Genomic DNA, 16,650 nt, shown 5'->3' with positions numbered 1-16,650 from the left:
GCCTCTACGGTGGAGCGGGTGACCCACTCACACTCGCACACTTTGTCGTCCGGCCCGACCCCGCTGGGACCCCTGCCCGCCCGGATCGTCGTCGGGCTGCTGGCCGCGATCGGCCTGGCCGTGATCGCCGGCGCGGTGTTGTTGTGGCCCAGCCGCCAGCACGTCGCCATCCCGATGCCGTTCCAGAACGCCTCCGGCGGCGCGGTGAGCACCCAGCGCGGCCACGTGCTGTCCAGCGGGCTGAGCGACTGCGGCAGCCCGTCGACAGGCCAGGTGCTGAGCACCGCGCCCCAGCCCGGAACGCCGGGCGCCGGACGGTGCGTACTGACGTTGGTCGCAATCGATTCCGGACCGAACGCGGGCGCGCACACCTTGCTGGAGTCCTCCCCAGGCCCCGGTCAGCCCCAATTCGCGGCGGGCGACCACATCCGGCTCGTCCGGCAGGTCGACGAGCAGGGCGCTACCAGCTACGCCTTCTACGACTTCGAACGGGGCTGGGCCCTGGTCGGCCTCGCGATCGTGTTCGCGGTGGTGATCGTCGCGGTGGCGCGCTGGCGTGGGCTGCTCGCGTTGGTGGGCATCGTCGTCGCGTTCCTGGTGCTGGTGGTGTTCCTGCTGCCCGCGCTGCGAGACGGCGCGCCGGCCGTCCCCGTGGCACTGGTGGCGTCGGCCGCGATCCTCTACGTGGTGATCTACCTCGCGCACGGGGTCAACCTGCGCACTAGCGCCGCGCTGCTGGGCACCTTGTCGGCATTGCTGCTGGCAGCGGGATTATCTTGGGCGGCAATCGAATTCGCTCATCTGACCGGGCTGTCGGACGACCAGAACTCCACGGTCAGCGCGTATCTGGGCAACGTCTCGATCAGCGGCCTGCTGCTAGCCGGGTTCATCATCGGATCGCTGGGTGTGCTCAACGACGTGACCGTGACCCAAGCGTCCACGGTGTTCGAGCTCGCCCACCTCGGCGGCTCGCGGCGGGCCATCTTCCTCGGCGCGATTCGGGTGGGCCGCGATCATATCGCCAGCACGGTGTACACGCTGGTGCTCGCCTACGCCGGCAGTTCGCTGCCGCTGCTGTTGCTATTCAGCGTCGCCAACCGCTCGCTCGGTGACGTGCTGACGAGCGAGAGCGTGGCGATCGAGCTGGCGCGCTCAGCGGTTGGCGGTGTGGCGCTGGCACTTTCGGTGCCGCTGACGACGGCGATCGCGGCGGTGCTGGCCAAACCGGGCGGCGTCAGTTCCGTTCCAGCAGCTCCAGCAGGTAGCGCCCATACCCGGACTTGACCAAGGTGTGCGCGCGGCGCTCCATCTGCTCCTCGTCGATCCACCCCTGGCGCCACGCCACTTCCTCGGGAACGCTGACCTTCAGGCCCTGCCGTCGTTCCAGGGTGCGGACGTAGTCGCTGGCGTCCAGCAGCGAGTCGAAGGTGCCGGTGTCCAACCACGCCGTGCCGCGGGCCATCACCTCGACCGCGAGCCGTCCCCGGTTGAGATAGATCTGGTTGACTTCGGTGATCTCGTACTCGCCGCGCGCGGATTTCTTTAAGCCCTTGGCGATTTCGACTACGTCGTTGTCGTAGAAATACAAGCCGGGCACGGCGTACTGGGACTTGGGTGTGGCCGGTTTCTCCTCGAGTGACAGGGCCATGCCGTCGGGCCCGAACTCGACGACGCCGTAGTCCGACGGGTTGGCCACCCAGTAAGCGAAAATTGCTCCGCCGCTGATCTTTTGGAAGCGACTGAGGCTGGTGCCCAGTCCCGGGCCGTAGAAGATGTTGTCCCCCAACACCAATGCCACCGAATCGCCGCCGATGTATTTTTCGCCGACGACGAAGGCTTGCGCCAGCCCGTCGGGTCGATGCTGCGTCGCGTAGCTGATATCGACGCCGAATTGCGAGCCGTCACCGAGGAGTCGCTCAAAGCCCTCCGCGTCGTGCGGGGTGGTGATCACCAGAATGTCGCGGATGCCCGCCATCATCAGGGTGGACAGCGGGTAGTAGACCATCGGTTTGTCGTAGACCGGCAGCAACTGCTTGCTGATGCCCATGGTGATCGGGTGCAGGCGCGTGCCCGAGCCGCCCGCCAAGATGATCCCGCGCATGAATGCTCCTGATGCCTTAATCGGCGGCGTCGGCTTCGGTGAGCTCGGTGGCCGCCAACGCCGATGCCAGGTCGTGATGATGGAAGACCGAAGTGACGCGGTCGTGCACCACCCGGAACGCCGACGCCGAGTTGGTGACCCCGCCGGGATCGTCGGGTGTGCTGAGCTTCTGCTCGACGACGACAACGCCGTCGTGGACGTAAATCCGGCCGATCTCCGCCGTCGCTTTGCGCGAGGCGGCCCACCTGCGCAGCGCCTCGTGGCCTTGCGCGGCCCCGTGGGCGTCGCCGATGTCGATGTCGTCGCTGGACAGGGCCACCAACGTGTCGAGGTCGGCGGCGTTGAGAGCGTCGTGCCACGCCAGAACGGTGGCGATCTCCGATGTGGTCATGGTCTGAAAGTTACCGTGTGGGCACCCGGCCGTGGCTAGAAAGCCGTGTGGTCGAGCCAGTTGCGCCAGACCGAATCGTCGCCGAACACCTCGACGCCGGTGTCGCCGACGGGAACGCGGCGCACGAGCGCCAGCAGCAGCTCGGTGGCGCCGCCGCGCAGCGCCACGGTGCCCTTGCCGTGCTCGTGCGCAAAGCCGATCCGGCCGCCGGCGGCGCTGATCGTCCATTCGCTGGTTGCACCGGAATCGGTGGCGTGCAGGTGGATGGTGTTGCCTTCCTCGAGCGGCAGTGCCTCGCCGTCACTTCCGGCCTGGATCGCTACCCGTTCAAGCCATTCGGTGATCGCATCGGCCGCGATGTCGGGTTCGAGCGTGAACTCGCGTCCCAGCGCGATGGCCGCGTCGGCCCGGTGCACCGCGACTTCATGCAGCCGGCGCCGGACCCACCAATTCGCCGGCCGCGTCCCGAGAAACGTCCACACCGGCGTCTCGACGCCCGACAGCTCAACGGCATCGACGAGCCGCTGGGCGCCGCCCTGCAGCCAGGAGATCGCGTCGGCAGGGTCCGGCGGCGGCTTGCCGCCCTCGACACTGCGGGGATCAAGGTAGCTGTCGAGCCGGTCCCGCACGATCTGGGCGGCCCAGCGATCGCCGCGGCCCACGTGGCGCAGCAATTGCTTGAGGCTCCAGCCCGGGCACGTCGGCACGGGCGTGGCGTCGTCGACGTCGCGGAAAAGCTCTGAGAACGCGCGGTTCTCCTTCAGGAACGCGGCCGCATAGTCCACGCGGTCAGGCTACCCGGGCCCGTTGGGCGCGGGTATCACGCCGGTGCGGCGGCCTCCGCGACCGTGGCCGGCTTCCGGAAGCGCGCCCGACCAGGGGTGCGGACGTAGGCGAACCAGGTGATCACGGCGCACACCACATAGAAGGCCAGGAAGACCCCGAATGCGGTCGTCGCCGATTTCGCGGGCGACAGGTACGACGCGCGCAGCACGACGTTGATGCCGACACCGCCGAGCGCGCCGATGGCCCCGGCGATCCCGATCAGCGCGCCCGACATCCGGCGCGACCAGTCGGCCTTCTCGGCCTGCCCGAGATCGTCGATGCTGTGCGCCTTGGCGTCGAAGATCGACGGGATCATCTTGTACACCGAGCCGTTGCCGATTCCAGACAGGATGAACAGCGCCACGAACCCGGCCACGTAGGCGGCCATGCCGCCGCCCGACACGGCGCCGTGGGCGGCGTCGGCCATCCGGCCCAGCGCCACCAGCCAGCCGGCCACCGCGATCATCGCGGCGAAGACGTAAAGAGTGACCCGGCTGCCGCCGATGCGGTCGGACAGCGAACCGCCCAGCGGCCGCGCGATCGAACCCAGCAACGGGCCGATGAACGCGATCTGGGCGGCGTGCAGGGCCGCGTGGGCGGTCATGGCCGGGGTGACTTTCGCGCCGTGAGACAGGTTGGCCAGGAAGCTGATTTGCAGCACTTGGCCGAACGCAAAGGAGAAGCCGATGAACGAACCGAACGTCCCGATGTAGAGCAGCGCGATCAACCACGAGTCGCGGTAGCGCATCACGTCGATCATCGAGCGGCCGTTGGTGCGCTGGTTCGTCAGGTTGTCCATGAACAGTGAGGCACCGACCGCGGCGAGCGACAAGAGGACCAGATACACGGCGCACACCAGGTGCGGCGCACGGTTACCCGCGGTGGCGATCACCAGCAGCCCGACGATCTGGATCATCGCGACACCGATGTTGCCGCCGCCTGCGTTCAGCCCGAGCGCCCAGCCCTTGAGCCGCTGCGGATAGAACGCGTTGATGTTCGTCATCGACGACGCGAAGTTGCCGCCGCCCAGGCCAGCGATAGCCGCCACGATCATGAAGGTCGTGTAGGACGTGCCGGGGTGGGCCATGAAGTAGAGCGTCAACGCCGTGGGTAGCGCCAACGCCACCGCGGAGAACACCGTCCAGTTGCGCCCGCCGAATGTCGCGGTCGCGAACGTGTACGGCAGGCGCAGGATCGCGCCGACCAGTGTCGGCATCGCGACGAGGAAGAACTTTCCGGCGGCGTCGATGTGGTAGACGTTCTGCGGCATGAAAAGGACCATCACCGACCAGATGGACCAGACGGAAAACCCGACGTGCTCGGCGAAGATCGACCAGATCAGGTTGCGGCGCGCGATCTTTGCACCGCCGTTGTTCCAGGCGTTGACGTCTTCGGCGTCCCAGTCATCGATCGTGTGTCGGCGCGTCTGTAACAGCATGCAATCACCGTAGGAAAGTGTTATTGCGGCAACGCTTCCCGCGATGACCCGCGTGCTACAAGCTGCTCACATCCGGGCACGCCGGGGGCGTGAGCTATTTATGAGATCGCCGTCACACCCAGCGGCTGCGTGCGGGCGGCGCCACGGGTGCCACCCAGGCCTTCGCGTAGCGGTTGGCCGACGCCTTCTGCGGGTCGCGGCTGCGGTAGACAAGGTAAGGGCGGACCAGATATCCGGCCGGCGCGCTGAACATGTGCACCAGCCGCGTGTAAGGCCAAATACCAAGCAGTGCAAGCACTATCAGCGCATGCACCTGAAACGTCCAGGGCGCGTTGGCCATCAGCTCGACCGCCGGATCCAGCGTGAAAAGGCTGCGGAACCACGGCGATACGGTCTCGCGATAGTTGTAGGTGGTGAACACGTTGTTCAGGGTGTTGAGCATCCCGGTCACCAGCGCACCTACCAGTAGCGCATACATCACCTTGTCACTGCGGGTGGTTGCCTTCCTGACCTCGGGCACCGTGACGCGCCGGTACAGCAGGATTCCCAGCCCCGTCACGACCGCGGCGCCGGCCAGCGAACCCATCGTCACGGCCATCAGGTGGTATCCCCATTCGGGGAACCCGACCGCCGACGTCCAGGATTCGGGGATCATCAGGCCGACGACGTGTCCACCGAAGACACCAAGCAGGCCGAAGTGAAACAGCGGGCTGCCCATGCGCAGCAGCCGGCTTTCGTAGATCTGCGACGACCGTGTGGTCCAGCCGAACTGATCGGTGCGGTAGCGCCAGAGGTGGCCCACGACAAACGATGTGAACGCGACATACGGCGCGGTCATCCAGAGCACGATGTTCATCGGCGACCTCCGGCGCTCAGCGGATCCATCGCGAGCGGATCCATCGCGAACGGCTCGAGTCCGACGTCTTCCTCCGGCGGTCCCTCCGCGGCCAGTTCGGCGATGCGGCGTCGGTCGGCGGTGCTGATCGGCGGCAGCGTGGCGAGGACGGCGGCGAGGATACCGGCGTAGCCAGAACCGCTGTCCCGCAGCGACAATCGGAGCAATTCCAGTACCGGCACATGTTCGGCGAGCAGCCGCTCGCCCTGCGCGGGGTCGACGGTCGCAGCGAACTCGAGCACCAGCGGCAGGTAGTCGGGCAGTTCGTCGTCGCCTAGCTGCATCCCCGCCTGGCGGTAGGCGTGCTTGAAGCGCAGCAACGCCATGCCCCGCTTGCGGGTGTCGCCGTAGGCGTAGTAGGTCAGGTGCAGGCTGGCGCGCCGGCGCATGTCGAACGTCTCGACGTACCGCGCCGCCAGCCGCATCGGATCGGCGCCGCGGAACTCCTGCCGCAGAAACTCGAGTAGCGGCGCGCCCAGCGCTACGGGCAGTTGCGTTGCGGCGGCGGTCAATTCATCGGTCATCGCGAGCGTCTGGTCACTGGGGTAGTCCAGCAGCAGCGCGGCGATGCGCCACAGCAGCCGGCGGTCGCGTTCGGGAACGGCGGCGCGGGCCGGGCGCCGATTGCGGGTCAACGTTTTCACTTCGAGGGCACCAGCCCGTCGGTGCTCTTGCCGTCCCAGTTGAGCAGGTTCCTGCCGGACTTGCTGCGGTCGCCGTTGTCGGTGCCGTTGCCGTCGCCGTTGGTGACGTGGAATTTGTCGGCCATCGCGTCGTAGGCCGTCATTCCCGGCCCGCCGTCGCCGTCGAGGCTGCACCCGGTGGCGAGCGCGTCGAGTCGGTGCGCGTCGGACCCCGCGCCGCTGGGGATCACGTAGCGGTCGGCGTACTTGGCGATCGCCAGTAGCCGGTACATCGATTCGATCTCGTCGCCGCTTAGCCGCACCGAGTCCGGAATGGTGTCGTCGAACTCCTCGCCCAGGTTCGCCGCGCGCATGTACGATCGCATCGCCGCAAGCCGTTGCAGCGCAAGGCGAACGGGGCCGGGATCGCCGGCGGTGAACAGCTCGGCCAGGTATTCGATCGGGACGCGCAGGGCATCAATGGCGCCGAACAGGTTGTTCTTGTTCTCGCCGTCGTGGCCGGTCTTGGCCAGCACGTCAACGACCGGCGACAGCGGCGGGATGTACCAAACCATCGGCATGGTGCGGTACTCCGGGTGCAGCGGAAGCGCCAGCTGGTAGTCGACGATGAGCCGGTACACCGGCGAATTCTGCGCGGCCTCAATCCACTCGCTCGATATCCCGGCGCGTTCGGCCTCCGCGACTACCCGGGGGTCGTGCGGGTTCAAGAAGACACCGAGCTGGGCCGGGTAGAGGTCCTGCTCGTTTTGGACCGACGCCGCGGCCGCGACGGCATCGGCGTCGTAGAGCAGCACCCCGATGTAGCGCAGCCGGCCGACGCAGGTTTCCGAGCACACCGTCGGGATGCCCACCTCCACGCGTGGGTAGCAGAACGTGCACTTCTCGGCCTTGCCGGTCTTGTGGTTGAAGTAGATCTTTTTGTAGGGACAGCCCGTGACGCACTGCCGCCAGCCGCGGCACTTGTCCTGATCGACCAGCACGATGCCGTCTTCGCTGCGCTTGTAGATCGCGCCGGACGGGCATGACGCGGCGCACGAGGGGTTGAGGCAGTGCTCGCAGATGCGCGGTAGGTAGAACATGAACGTCTGCTCGAATTCGAGCTTCACTTCGTCGGATAGCTTGGCCAGCAACGGGTCCCGGCCCACCTGCTCTGGCCCACCGCCGAGGTCGTCGTCCCAGTTGGCGCCCCAGGTCACCTTGGTGTCCTGGCCGGTGATCAGCGACTTGGGGCGGGCCACCGGCGTGGTGTCCATCGCGGGGGCGGACAGCAGGTTCTCGTAGTCGTAGGTCCACGGGTCGTAGTAGTCCGACACCGTGGGCAGGTCGGGGTTGGCGAAGATGTTGAGCAGCCGCTTGATCCGCGACCCCGACTTGAGCGTCAGCTTGCCGCGCTTGTTGAGCGTCCAGCCGCCCTTCCACTTTTCCTGGTCTTGGTAGCGGCGCGGGTATCCCTGTCCAGGACGGGTTTCCACGTTGTTGAACCAGGCATACTCCATGCCGCCGCGGTTGGTCCAGGCCTGCTTGCAGGTGACGCTGCAGGTGTGGCAACCGATGCACTTGTCGAGGTTCATCACCATCGCGAGCTGAGCCATGACTTTCATGTCAGTACTCCACTTCTTGCGAACGGCGCCTGATCGTGGTGACCTCGTCGCGCTGGTTTCCGGTGGGCCCGTGGTAGTTCAGCGCGAACGACTGCTGGGCGTAGCCGCCGATCAGGTGCGACGGCTTGATCATGATCCGGGTCAGCGCGTTGTGGATACCGCCGCGTTTTCCGGTCTTCTCGGTGCGGGGCACGTCGACCGCCTTGTCCTGCGCGTGGTACATGAACACCAGACCTTCGGGCATCCGGTGACTGACGATCGCCCGCGCGTTGACCACGCCGTTGCGGTTGGTGCATTCGATCCAGTCGTTGTCCTTGACGCCGATCTTCGCCGCGTCCACGTCGGACATCCAGATCGCCTGCCCGCCACGGGAAAGCGTGAGCATGTGCAGGTTGTCCTGGTAGGCGGAGTGGATGGACCACTTGGAGTGCGGCGTCAGATACCGCACGGTGATCCCACCGCTGGTGTCGCCGACGGCCGGCTCGTCGAACAGCGCGGTCATGTCCAGGGGCGGACGGAAGATCGGCAACTGCTCGCCGAGTTCGCTCATCCAGTCGTGGTCGAGGTAGAAGTGCTGGCGACCCGTCAGGGTGTGCCACGGCTTGAGCCGTTCGGTGTTGATCGTGAACGGCGAGTACCGCCGGCCGCCAGTCTCCGAACCCGACCACTCCGGCGAGGTGTTCACCGGCACCGGCCGAGACTGCGTGTCGGCGAACGTGATTCGCCGGCCCTCGTTCTCCTTCGCGAGGTCGGCCAGCTCGGTGCCGGTGCGCCGCTGCAGCGCCTCGAACCCCTCGACCGCCAGGCGCCCGTTCGTCGTCCCGGACAGCGCCAGGATCGCCTCGGCGGCGTGGGTGTCCTTGGCCAGTGACGGCCGCCCGACGGCCATGCCGCTGACCACCGTGCCGTTGACGCCCTTGAGGTACTCGACCTCTGCGTCGGGATGCGTCGTCACGCCCTTGGTCGTCAGCCCGACGGTTTCCACCATCGGCCCGAGCGCCGCCATCTTGTCGCCGACCGCGGGATAGTCCCGCTCGACGACGACCAGCCGCGGCATCGTCTTGCCGGGAATCGGCTCGCACTCACCGGCTTTCCAGTCCAGCACCCGTCCCCCGGGCTGCGCGGTGGCGTCGGCGCTGTCGTGCTGCAGCGGCACGGCGATGATGTCCTTGCGCTTCCCCAGGTGCTTTTCGGCCAGCCAGGAGAACCCGCGTGCGATCCGGTGGAAGGCCTCGAAGTCGGTCTTGGTCTCCCACGGCGGTGAGATCGCCGGCGAGAAGGCGTGCACAAACGGGTGCATGTCGGTGCTGGACAGGTCGTGCTTCTCATACCAGGTGGCCGCGGGCAGCACGATGTCGGAAAACAGTGTGGTGCTGGTATTGCGGAAGTCGATCGACAACAACAGGTCCAGCTTTCCCACCGGCGCCTCGTCACGCCAGCGCACTTCCTGCGGCCGCACCGCATCCTCGTCTGTTGCCGCGACGTTGGAGTCGGTGCCCAGCAGGTGTTTGAGGAAGTACTCGTTGCCCTTGGCCGACGAGCCGAGCAGGTTGGAACGCCACACCGTCAGGCAGCGCGGGAAATTCTCGGGCGCGTCCGGGTCCTCGCAGGCGAACTGCAGATGGCCGGACTTCAGGCCGTCGACGACGTGCTCCGACGCGTCCTTGCCCAGCCGCGCCGCCTCGTCGGCCAGATCCAGCGGATTGCGGTTGAAGGTGGGATAACTCGGCATCCAGCCCAGCCGGCTGGCCAGGGCGATGCTGTCGGCCGCGGTCCGGCCCGCGAACCGCCCCTCGGCCAGCGGGGAGGCCATCACCTCCGAGGTGAACCGGTCGTAGCGCCACTGGTCGGTCGCCAGGTACCAAAACACCGTGCCCTGCATCTGGCGCGGCGGCCGCTGCCAGTCCAACGCGAACGCCAGCGTCGACCACCCGGTGACCGGCCGGCATTTCTCCTGCCCGACGTAATGCGCCCAGCCGCCGCCGTTGACGCCCTGACAGCCGGTGAGCATCACCAGCGTGAGAAACGATCGGTAGATCTGGTCGGAATGGAACCAGTGATTGGTTCCCGCGCCCATCAGAATCATCGATCGGCCGCGCGAACGTTCGGCGTTGTCGGCGAATTCGCGCGCGATCCGTTCGACCGCCTTGGCGGGCACACCGGTGATCGGCTCCTGCCAGGCGGGGGTGTACGGGACGGTGGCGTCGTCGTAGTCCGCGGGCCACTCCCCCGGCAGGCCGTCGCGGTGCACGCCGTATTGGGCGAGCAGGATGTCGAAGACCGTCGTCACGCGTTGTCCGGCAACGATTTTCGTCGGTACCCCGCGGACCAGGACACCGGGCCGGTCGCCGTCGAAGCGCGGCAGTTTGACCTCGGCCATGTCGTCGCCGACGCCGTGCAGCGTCAGCAGCGGGTCCACGCCGTGCAGGTCGAGGTTCCACTTGCCCTCGCCGGACGCCGTGAACCGGTGGCCCAGCGAGCCGTTCGGCACCACCGGGTTGGCCTGCGCGTCGAGCAGCACAGTCTTCGACTCGGCCCCTTCGCTAGTGTCGCCGAGATCCGCTGCGGTGAGGAATTTTCCGGGCAGCCAGCCCCCGTCTCGCTCGGTGAGCGTCACCAGGAACGGCAGATCTGTGTAGCGCTTCACGTAGTCGGTGAAGTAGGGGGTCGTCCGGTCGACGAAGAACTCCTTGAGGATGACGTGTCCCATCGCCATCGCCAGCGCCGCGTCGGTGCCCGGTCGGGCCGGCAGCCATTCATCGGCGAACTTGGTGTTGTCCGCGTAGTCGGGCGAGACCACGACCACCTTTTGGCCGCGGTACCGGGCTTCGGTCATGTAGTGCGCGTCCGGCGTCCTGGTGACCGGAACGTTGGAGCCCCACATGATCAGGTATCCGGCGTCGAACCAGTCGGCCGACTCCGGAACATCGGTCTGGTCGCCGAACACCTGCGGCGACGCCACCGGCAGGTCGGCGTACCAGTCGTAGAACGACAGCATCGACCCGCCGAGGAGCGAAATGAACCGCGCCCCAACGGCGTGACTGACCATCGACATCGCCGGTATCGGCGAGAAGCCGGCGACCCGGTCGGGCCCGTACTTCTTGATCGTGTGCACGTGCGCGGCCGCCGCGATCTCGGCGGCCTCCCACCACTCGGCGCGCACAAACCCGCCCTTGCCGCGCGCCGCCTTGTAGCGGGCGGACTTGACGGGATCGTCGACGATGTCGGCCCACGCCAGCACCGGGTCGTCCAGCCGCGCCTTGGCCTCGCGATAGTACTCCAGCAGGACCCCGCGGACGTACGGATAACGCACGCGCGCAGGCGAATACGTGTACCAGGAGAACGAGGCGCCGCGGGGGCAGCCGCGCGGCTCGTACTCCGGCTTGTCGGCGCCGACCGATGGGTAGTCGGTTTGCTGGGATTCCCAGGTGATGACGCCGTCCTTGACGTAGATCTTCCAGGAGCACGATCCCGTGCAGTTGACGCCGTGCGTCGAACGGACGACCTTGTCGTGTGCCCAGCGGTCCCGGTAGAAGTCGTCGGCCGACCGGCCGCCGACCTTGTGCAGCGCGCGGTGGTCCGGCGAAATCTCGCCGCGGTGAAAATATTTGCTGAAACCGAGCAACGCGTCGCCGGCGCTCTGGTAATTCGGGTTCAGATCGACCATGGCGCCTCCTCTCGAACGACGGCTATCGCGCGGTCATTTACCGAGGGTAAGGCAGGTTTTTACCCGATCAAAAATTCGCACCGACACGGTCTCACGGTTGTGCGGTTGCCGTAACACCACGGTCATATTGCGGTGTGTGAGCCGGGTCGCACTTTTGCCAGCGGCGCCGGAAAAGCACTGATGGGAGGCATGGCTGCCGGAACGTGACAGCGGCGGGCCGCGCGGCCGTCACAGCGCGGAATCAAGCATTTTTCATCTCGTTAACACATGCATTGGGGCCCAGGGCGAGTCGCGTGTCGAGGGCGCCCGCACGGCCCGCTATGGCCCGGCTAGGGCCGTCGCGCGCCGAGCCGGAACACGCGCCAGCCCGCCCGCTGCCAGCGAGCGACGTCGAGGCAGTTACGGCCGTCGACGACGACCCGGGCGCGCACCCGGTCGGCGAGGTCGCCGGGGTCGAGGTCGACGAACTGCCGCCACTCGGTGAGTACCAGCACCGCGTCGGCGCGCTCGCAGGCCTCTTGCACCGACACCGCGTAGTTGAGCGTCGGGAAGAGTCGCTGCGCGTTGTCGAGCGCCTTCGGGTCGTACACATTGACCGCGGCGCCGTTGAGTTGCAGCTGGCCCGCGACGTTGAGCGCGGGTGAGTCGCGGACGTCATCGGACTCGGGTTTGAACGCGGCACCGAGCACGGCGATGTTGGCGCCCAGCAGCGATCCCCCGCACGCTGCGGTGGCCAGTTCGACCATCCGGGTGCGGCGGCGCATGTTGATGCTGTCCACCTCGCGCAGGAACGTCAGCGCCTGGTCGGCACCGAGCTCACCGGCGCGGGCCATGAAGGCGCGGATGTCCTTGGGCAGACAGCCGCCGCCGAAACCCAAACCCGCGTTGAGACATTGGCGCCCGATCCGCGGATCGTATCCAAGCGCATCGGCCAGCACGCTGACGTCGGCGCCAGCGGCCTCGCACACCTCGGAGATCGCGTTGATGAACGAAATCTTGGTCGCCAGAAAGGCATTGGCCGACACCTTGACCAGCTCGGCGGTCTGCAGGTCCGTCACCAGGAACGGTACCCCCGCCTGCAGCAGCGGCCCGTAGAGTTCGCGGACCGCGGCCTCGGCGTGTGTCGAATCCTGTTGAATGCCAAGCACAATGCGGTCCGGGTGCAAGGTGTCGTGCACGGCGTATCCCTCGCGCAGGAACTCCGGATTCCAGGCGACCTCGACGTCGACGCCCCGCGGCGCCAGCGTTGCGGCCCGCTGACTCAACTCGGCTGCCGTTCCCACCGGGACGGTCGACTTGCCGACGAGCACCGACGGCCGGGTCAGGCGGGGCACCAGCGTGTCGATGACGGCGTGGACGTGGCGCAGGTCGGCGCCGTACTCGCCCTTCTTCTGCGGCGTGCCGACCCCCAGGAAGTGCACGTCGGCGAATTCCGCGGCCAGGTCGTAGTCGGTGGTGAACCGCAGTCGTCCCGCCGCCAGGTTCTCGGTCAACAGCTTCTGCAGGCCAGGCTCGTAGAAAGGAATGTCGCCGCCCGCGAGCTTGGCGACTTTACCCGGATCGATATCGACCCCGATGACCTCATGTCCTAGCTCGGCCATCCCGACAGCGTGCGTGGCACCCAGATAGCCGGTGCCGAAAACGGTGCATCGCATACAACCGGTGTAGGTGGCCGCGATGAGCTAACTGCATCGTCCCGCTGAGCGACAGGCAAACGGGAGGTGACAGGTGGCCGCGGGAGCTAGTGCCCGCGGCCTCCGCCGTGGCCGCCACCGAAGCCGCCGCCGCCGCCGAAGGGGCCGCCACCGCCGAAGCCTCCGTGGCCGCCGCCGGGGAATCCACCCCCGCCGCCGCCGAACGGGCCGCCGCCGTCGTGGCCACCGCCGCCGCCGTAGTCACCGTGACCGCCGCCACCGCCGCCGGGGAATCCGCCGCCGCCGGGCCCACCGCCGATGCCGGGTATCGGCAACGGAATCGGCACCGGAATCGGCGCCACGGGCACGGGGGCCGGCGCCGGCGCGGCAGGAATCGGTGCGGGCGCCGGAGCCTCCGGGATGGGTACGGGAGCCGGGGCGGGTGCCACAACGGGCGGTGCCGGGGCCGGCGGCACCGCGACGGGAGCGGGAGCCTGCGGTGCCGGCGCCTCAGGAACTGGCGCGGGGGCGGGCGCGGGCACCGCGGCCGGGGCAGGCGCGGGCGCCGCTGGCGCGGGCGCGGGAGCCGCCGGGGCCGCCGGCGCCGGCTGGGCGGGGGCGACGACGTTGTGACCGGGAACGGGCCGCACACCGGACGTCGGCCGGATGGCGATCGCAAGTGAAACGACCAGCGCCGCCACACCCACGATGAAGATTCCCGCCAGGGCGCTCCCCACCATGCCGAACGATCTCCGCTCGCCGACGTCGACAAAACCCGTCGCCGGGGCGTGCTCGCCGGTGTACGTGTCGGCAAAGTCCTCAGGGACGGCGCTGTAGGCCAGGTCCTCGCGGGCTTGTGTGCCGGGAAATTCGAAATACCCGGGCGCGACCGCGAGCGGCTCGATGGCTCCGGTGCCGGGATCCTGGGCGTAGGCACGCGCTGCGGTGGACGAGACAAACAGCGGCGCACTCGCCGACGCCAGCGCGGCTCCGCGGGCCAGTGCCGTGTGCGGCTCCTCGGGTGCGGTCAGCGGAAGGGTGGTCGCCGCCTCCAGCGCCGGCTTGATCAACGGGATGTCGATGCCGGAGCCGACGACGAACACCGCGTCCGGGCGCGCCTGCAAGCCCTCGGCGGCGGAGACCATCGTGGCGAGCTTTGCCACCGCTGCCTCGTCGTCTTCCGGGAGGGCCTCGCGATGGACGTCGGCGATCGATCCGTCGGCGCTGTCGACGACCGCCAGGGTTGCGGTATCGGGCTCGATGTACAGCAGCGCCGTCTGGGCGTAGTTGGTCTGGTTGCCGACCGCTTGAGCCAGAGCGGCCGCGGCCAGAAAGGCCGAGACCAACATCACATTCTCGATCTTGTGCGCAGCCAGTGCATCGCGCAGGGCCGCGGCCTCGACGGGGTCGGTGAAGGTGACTCCGGTCGACGCCAGTTGGTAGCCGCCCTCGGCGGCGCCCTCGCGGGTACCCAGGATCGCCGACACCACCTGGTCGGCAGCGCTCACTGTGGCCGCATCGTCGTCAGCGGAAACGTCGAAGTTGTCTTCGTCGACGGTGGCGCCATCCCCGTTTTCACCCTCGACCAGCACCATCCTGACTGCAGTCGGCGCCATCGACACACCAAGTACGGTGTCCAAAGCTCCTCCATGGTCGTATTGCTAGCCATCACAGCCAGGGACGTCGTCGTCGCACGCTCAACCGGCGGCGCTACGCCGCGAACTCCCCCTGGGTTCCCCAATTGCCCGATTTTACGCTCGTTCGAAGCACCGGGGTCTTGGCCGAGGCTACCCGCTACGAGCCCGGAATGCCGTGCCCGATGTGGCGGTGCAACCAGTCGTCGACGCGGTCCCTGGTGCGCGTGGAGGGGTCTTGCGGCGGCGCGTCTTTGGGGGGTGCCGCGGTTTCCGGGCCGGGGCCCGCCGGCGGCGGCGGCGCGGGGGCCGGTGCGACGACGGACTTGCCGACGTCCGGCCGTTGTTCCACGTGCGGGCGGATGCCGAAGGCCAACGCGAGCGTGAGCGCGACGGTCCCGCCGACGAAGACCACCACCGCGATGGCGACCGCGACCAGAGCCTTGCGGCTGCGCCGCGCACCGGCCTCGGATTCGGGGGCGGCGCCACTGTCGTCGTCCGCGACGTCGCTGTAGGCGAGCCCGGCTGAGCCCGAGCCGGCCGGACCCGCGTCGGGCAGCGCAGCGGTGGACGGGGCTCCCAAGTGAGCGTTCGCCGACGCCAGCGCGGCCCCGCGCGCCAATGCCATATCCGGTTCCTCGGGTGCCGTGACCGACAGCGACGTCGCCGCCTCCAGCGTCGGCTTGATCGACGGGATGTCCACGCCAGATCCCACGAGGAACACCCCGTCGGGGCGGGCTTTCATCGATTCCGCACCCGAAACCATCGCGGTCAGCTGCGCGAGCGCCGCGTCGTCGCCGTCGGGCAGGGGCCGGCGGCGCACATCCACGATCGACCCCGCGGAACTGTCGACGACGGCCAGCGTCGCGTTGGCCGGCTCGACGAACAGCAGGGCGGTGCGCGCGCAATTCGTCGCGCTGCCGACCGCCTGAGCCAGCGCCGCCGCGGCCATGAACGCCGACACCAGCATGACGTTCTCAAGCTTGTGTGCGGCCAACGCATCACGCAGCGCGTCGGCCTCGGCCGGACCAGTGAAGGCCACACCGCTGGACACCAGCTGGTTGCCGCCTTCGACGGCGCTTTTCCGAGTCCCGAGGATCGCGGCGATCACACGATCCGCCGCGGCGTCGACCGCCGCATCACCGGTGACGTCGAAGTCGTCCTGATCGACGGTCACGCCGCCGGCGCCCGCACCCTCGATGAGCACCATGCGGACTGTTTCCGGCGCCATAGAAACGCCAAGTACGATGTCCACCGTTATCTCCAAGTCCCCCAACTGATTTGCTGCGTTACACAACGCATTGCGGGGCTTGCCGATCACGGGCGCGACTAAGCCCCAGTCCGCCACCATAGCTCGACGCGGCCGTTTCGCCGCACTGACGCGCGCGGCTACCTGTGCCCGAAACCGCCGAATCCGTGGCCACCACCGAAGCCGCCGAAGCCGTGGCCGCCGCCGAATCCGTGGCCCCCGAAGGGTCCGAAGCCGTGCCCGCCGAAGGGCCCGTGTCCCCCACCGAAGGGGCCGCCGCCAAACGGACCGTGACCGCCGCCAAAGGGCCCGCGGGGACCGGGCCCACCACCGAAGGGCCCGCGGGGTGCCGGGGGTCCGATGATCGGCACGCGCGGGACGGGGACAAGCACCGGTGCCGGGATCGGCGGAGCGGCGGGCACCGGCGCTGCGGCCGGCGGGGCGATGGGATGCGGCACCGCCACCGGGGCGGGCGCCTGGACTACTACCCGCGTACTTGCCCGAATCCCGTGGCGCCGCAGCGCCATCTGCCGCCGTTGAGCCGGGCGATCCGGACGTTGCCTACAGCGCG

General features: G+C 68.2%; 12 protein-coding genes and 1 pseudogene. 1 reads left to right on the top strand and 12 read right to left on the bottom strand.

Features of this window, described 5'->3' with window-relative positions; translation table 11 throughout:
- Positions 1 to 18 precede the first annotated feature (18 nt).
- On the top strand, positions 19 to 1,284 hold the full coding sequence (locus tag A5736_RS12895; protein WP_076246703.1) for a YibE/F family protein: 1,266 nt from the start codon (positions 19 to 21) through the stop codon (positions 1,282 to 1,284).
- Here the strand turns inward: A5736_RS12895 and rfbA are convergent.
- From rfbA to A5736_RS26800, 12 genes and pseudogenes are all read right to left on the bottom strand, one after another.
- Positions 1,235 to 2,101 carry a glucose-1-phosphate thymidylyltransferase RfbA gene (gene rfbA / locus A5736_RS12890; protein ID WP_076123550.1) on the bottom strand — a complete coding sequence of 289 codons (867 nt, stop codon included), beginning with the start codon at positions 2,099 to 2,101 and terminating at the stop codon, positions 1,235 to 1,237. The genes A5736_RS12895 and rfbA overlap by 50 nt on opposite strands.
- A gap of 16 nt (positions 2,102 to 2,117) precedes the next feature.
- Complete coding sequence (locus A5736_RS12885; RefSeq protein WP_076123549.1) at positions 2,118 to 2,492, bottom strand: nuclear transport factor 2 family protein; 375 nt, start codon at positions 2,490 to 2,492, stop codon at positions 2,118 to 2,120.
- A 35-nt stretch (positions 2,493 to 2,527) separates the two neighbouring features.
- Positions 2,528 to 3,277, bottom strand: a complete 750-nt coding sequence (locus A5736_RS12880) for a maleylpyruvate isomerase family mycothiol-dependent enzyme (RefSeq protein WP_076246595.1) — start codon at positions 3,275 to 3,277, stop codon at positions 2,528 to 2,530.
- Between the two features lie 35 nt (positions 3,278 to 3,312).
- Complete coding sequence (locus A5736_RS12875; protein WP_076123547.1) at positions 3,313 to 4,755, bottom strand: NarK/NasA family nitrate transporter; 1,443 nt, start codon at positions 4,753 to 4,755, stop codon at positions 3,313 to 3,315.
- A 112-nt stretch (positions 4,756 to 4,867) separates the two neighbouring features.
- Positions 4,868 to 5,611, bottom strand: coding sequence for a respiratory nitrate reductase subunit gamma (gene narI / locus A5736_RS12870; RefSeq protein WP_076246593.1), 744 nt, complete (start codon positions 5,609 to 5,611; stop codon positions 4,868 to 4,870).
- Positions 5,608 to 6,294 (bottom strand): nitrate reductase molybdenum cofactor assembly chaperone, encoded by a 687-nt coding sequence (gene narJ / locus A5736_RS12865; RefSeq protein WP_076246591.1) that lies wholly within the window; start codon positions 6,292 to 6,294, stop codon positions 5,608 to 5,610. The genes narI and narJ overlap by 4 nt, the downstream gene beginning before the upstream one ends.
- Complete coding sequence (narH, locus tag A5736_RS12860) at positions 6,291 to 7,895, bottom strand: nitrate reductase subunit beta (RefSeq protein WP_076246589.1); 1,605 nt, start codon at positions 7,893 to 7,895, stop codon at positions 6,291 to 6,293. The genes narJ and narH overlap by 4 nt, the downstream gene beginning before the upstream one ends.
- 1 nt (position 7,896) lies before the next feature.
- A pseudogene (locus A5736_RS12855) lies at positions 7,897 to 11,499 on the bottom strand (nitrate reductase subunit alpha); the annotation flags it as partial.
- Positions 11,500 to 11,891: 392 nt separating this feature from the next.
- On the bottom strand, positions 11,892 to 13,217 hold the full coding sequence (locus A5736_RS12850) for a UDP-glucose/GDP-mannose dehydrogenase family protein (protein WP_076246587.1): 1,326 nt from the start codon (positions 13,215 to 13,217) through the stop codon (positions 11,892 to 11,894).
- 86 nt (positions 13,218 to 13,303) lie between these two features.
- Complete coding sequence (locus tag A5736_RS12845) at positions 13,304 to 14,791, bottom strand: hypothetical protein (RefSeq protein ID WP_175611261.1); 1,488 nt, start codon at positions 14,789 to 14,791, stop codon at positions 13,304 to 13,306.
- Positions 14,792 to 14,990: 199 nt separating this feature from the next.
- Complete coding sequence (locus A5736_RS12840; RefSeq protein WP_076246701.1) at positions 14,991 to 16,085, bottom strand: hypothetical protein; 1,095 nt, start codon at positions 16,083 to 16,085, stop codon at positions 14,991 to 14,993.
- 134 nt (positions 16,086 to 16,219) lie between these two features.
- On the bottom strand, positions 16,220 to 16,650 hold a 431-nt coding region (locus tag A5736_RS26800; RefSeq protein ID WP_254848353.1), incomplete at its 5' end, for a hypothetical protein.

The organism is Mycobacterium sp. SP-6446 (assembly GCF_001954045.1).
In the GTDB taxonomy this organism is placed as follows: Bacteria; Actinomycetota; Actinomycetes; order Mycobacteriales; family Mycobacteriaceae; genus Mycobacterium.
The sequence above is the reverse complement of the archived record's forward strand: the minus strand, read 5'-3'. Positions and strand labels throughout refer to the sequence as shown.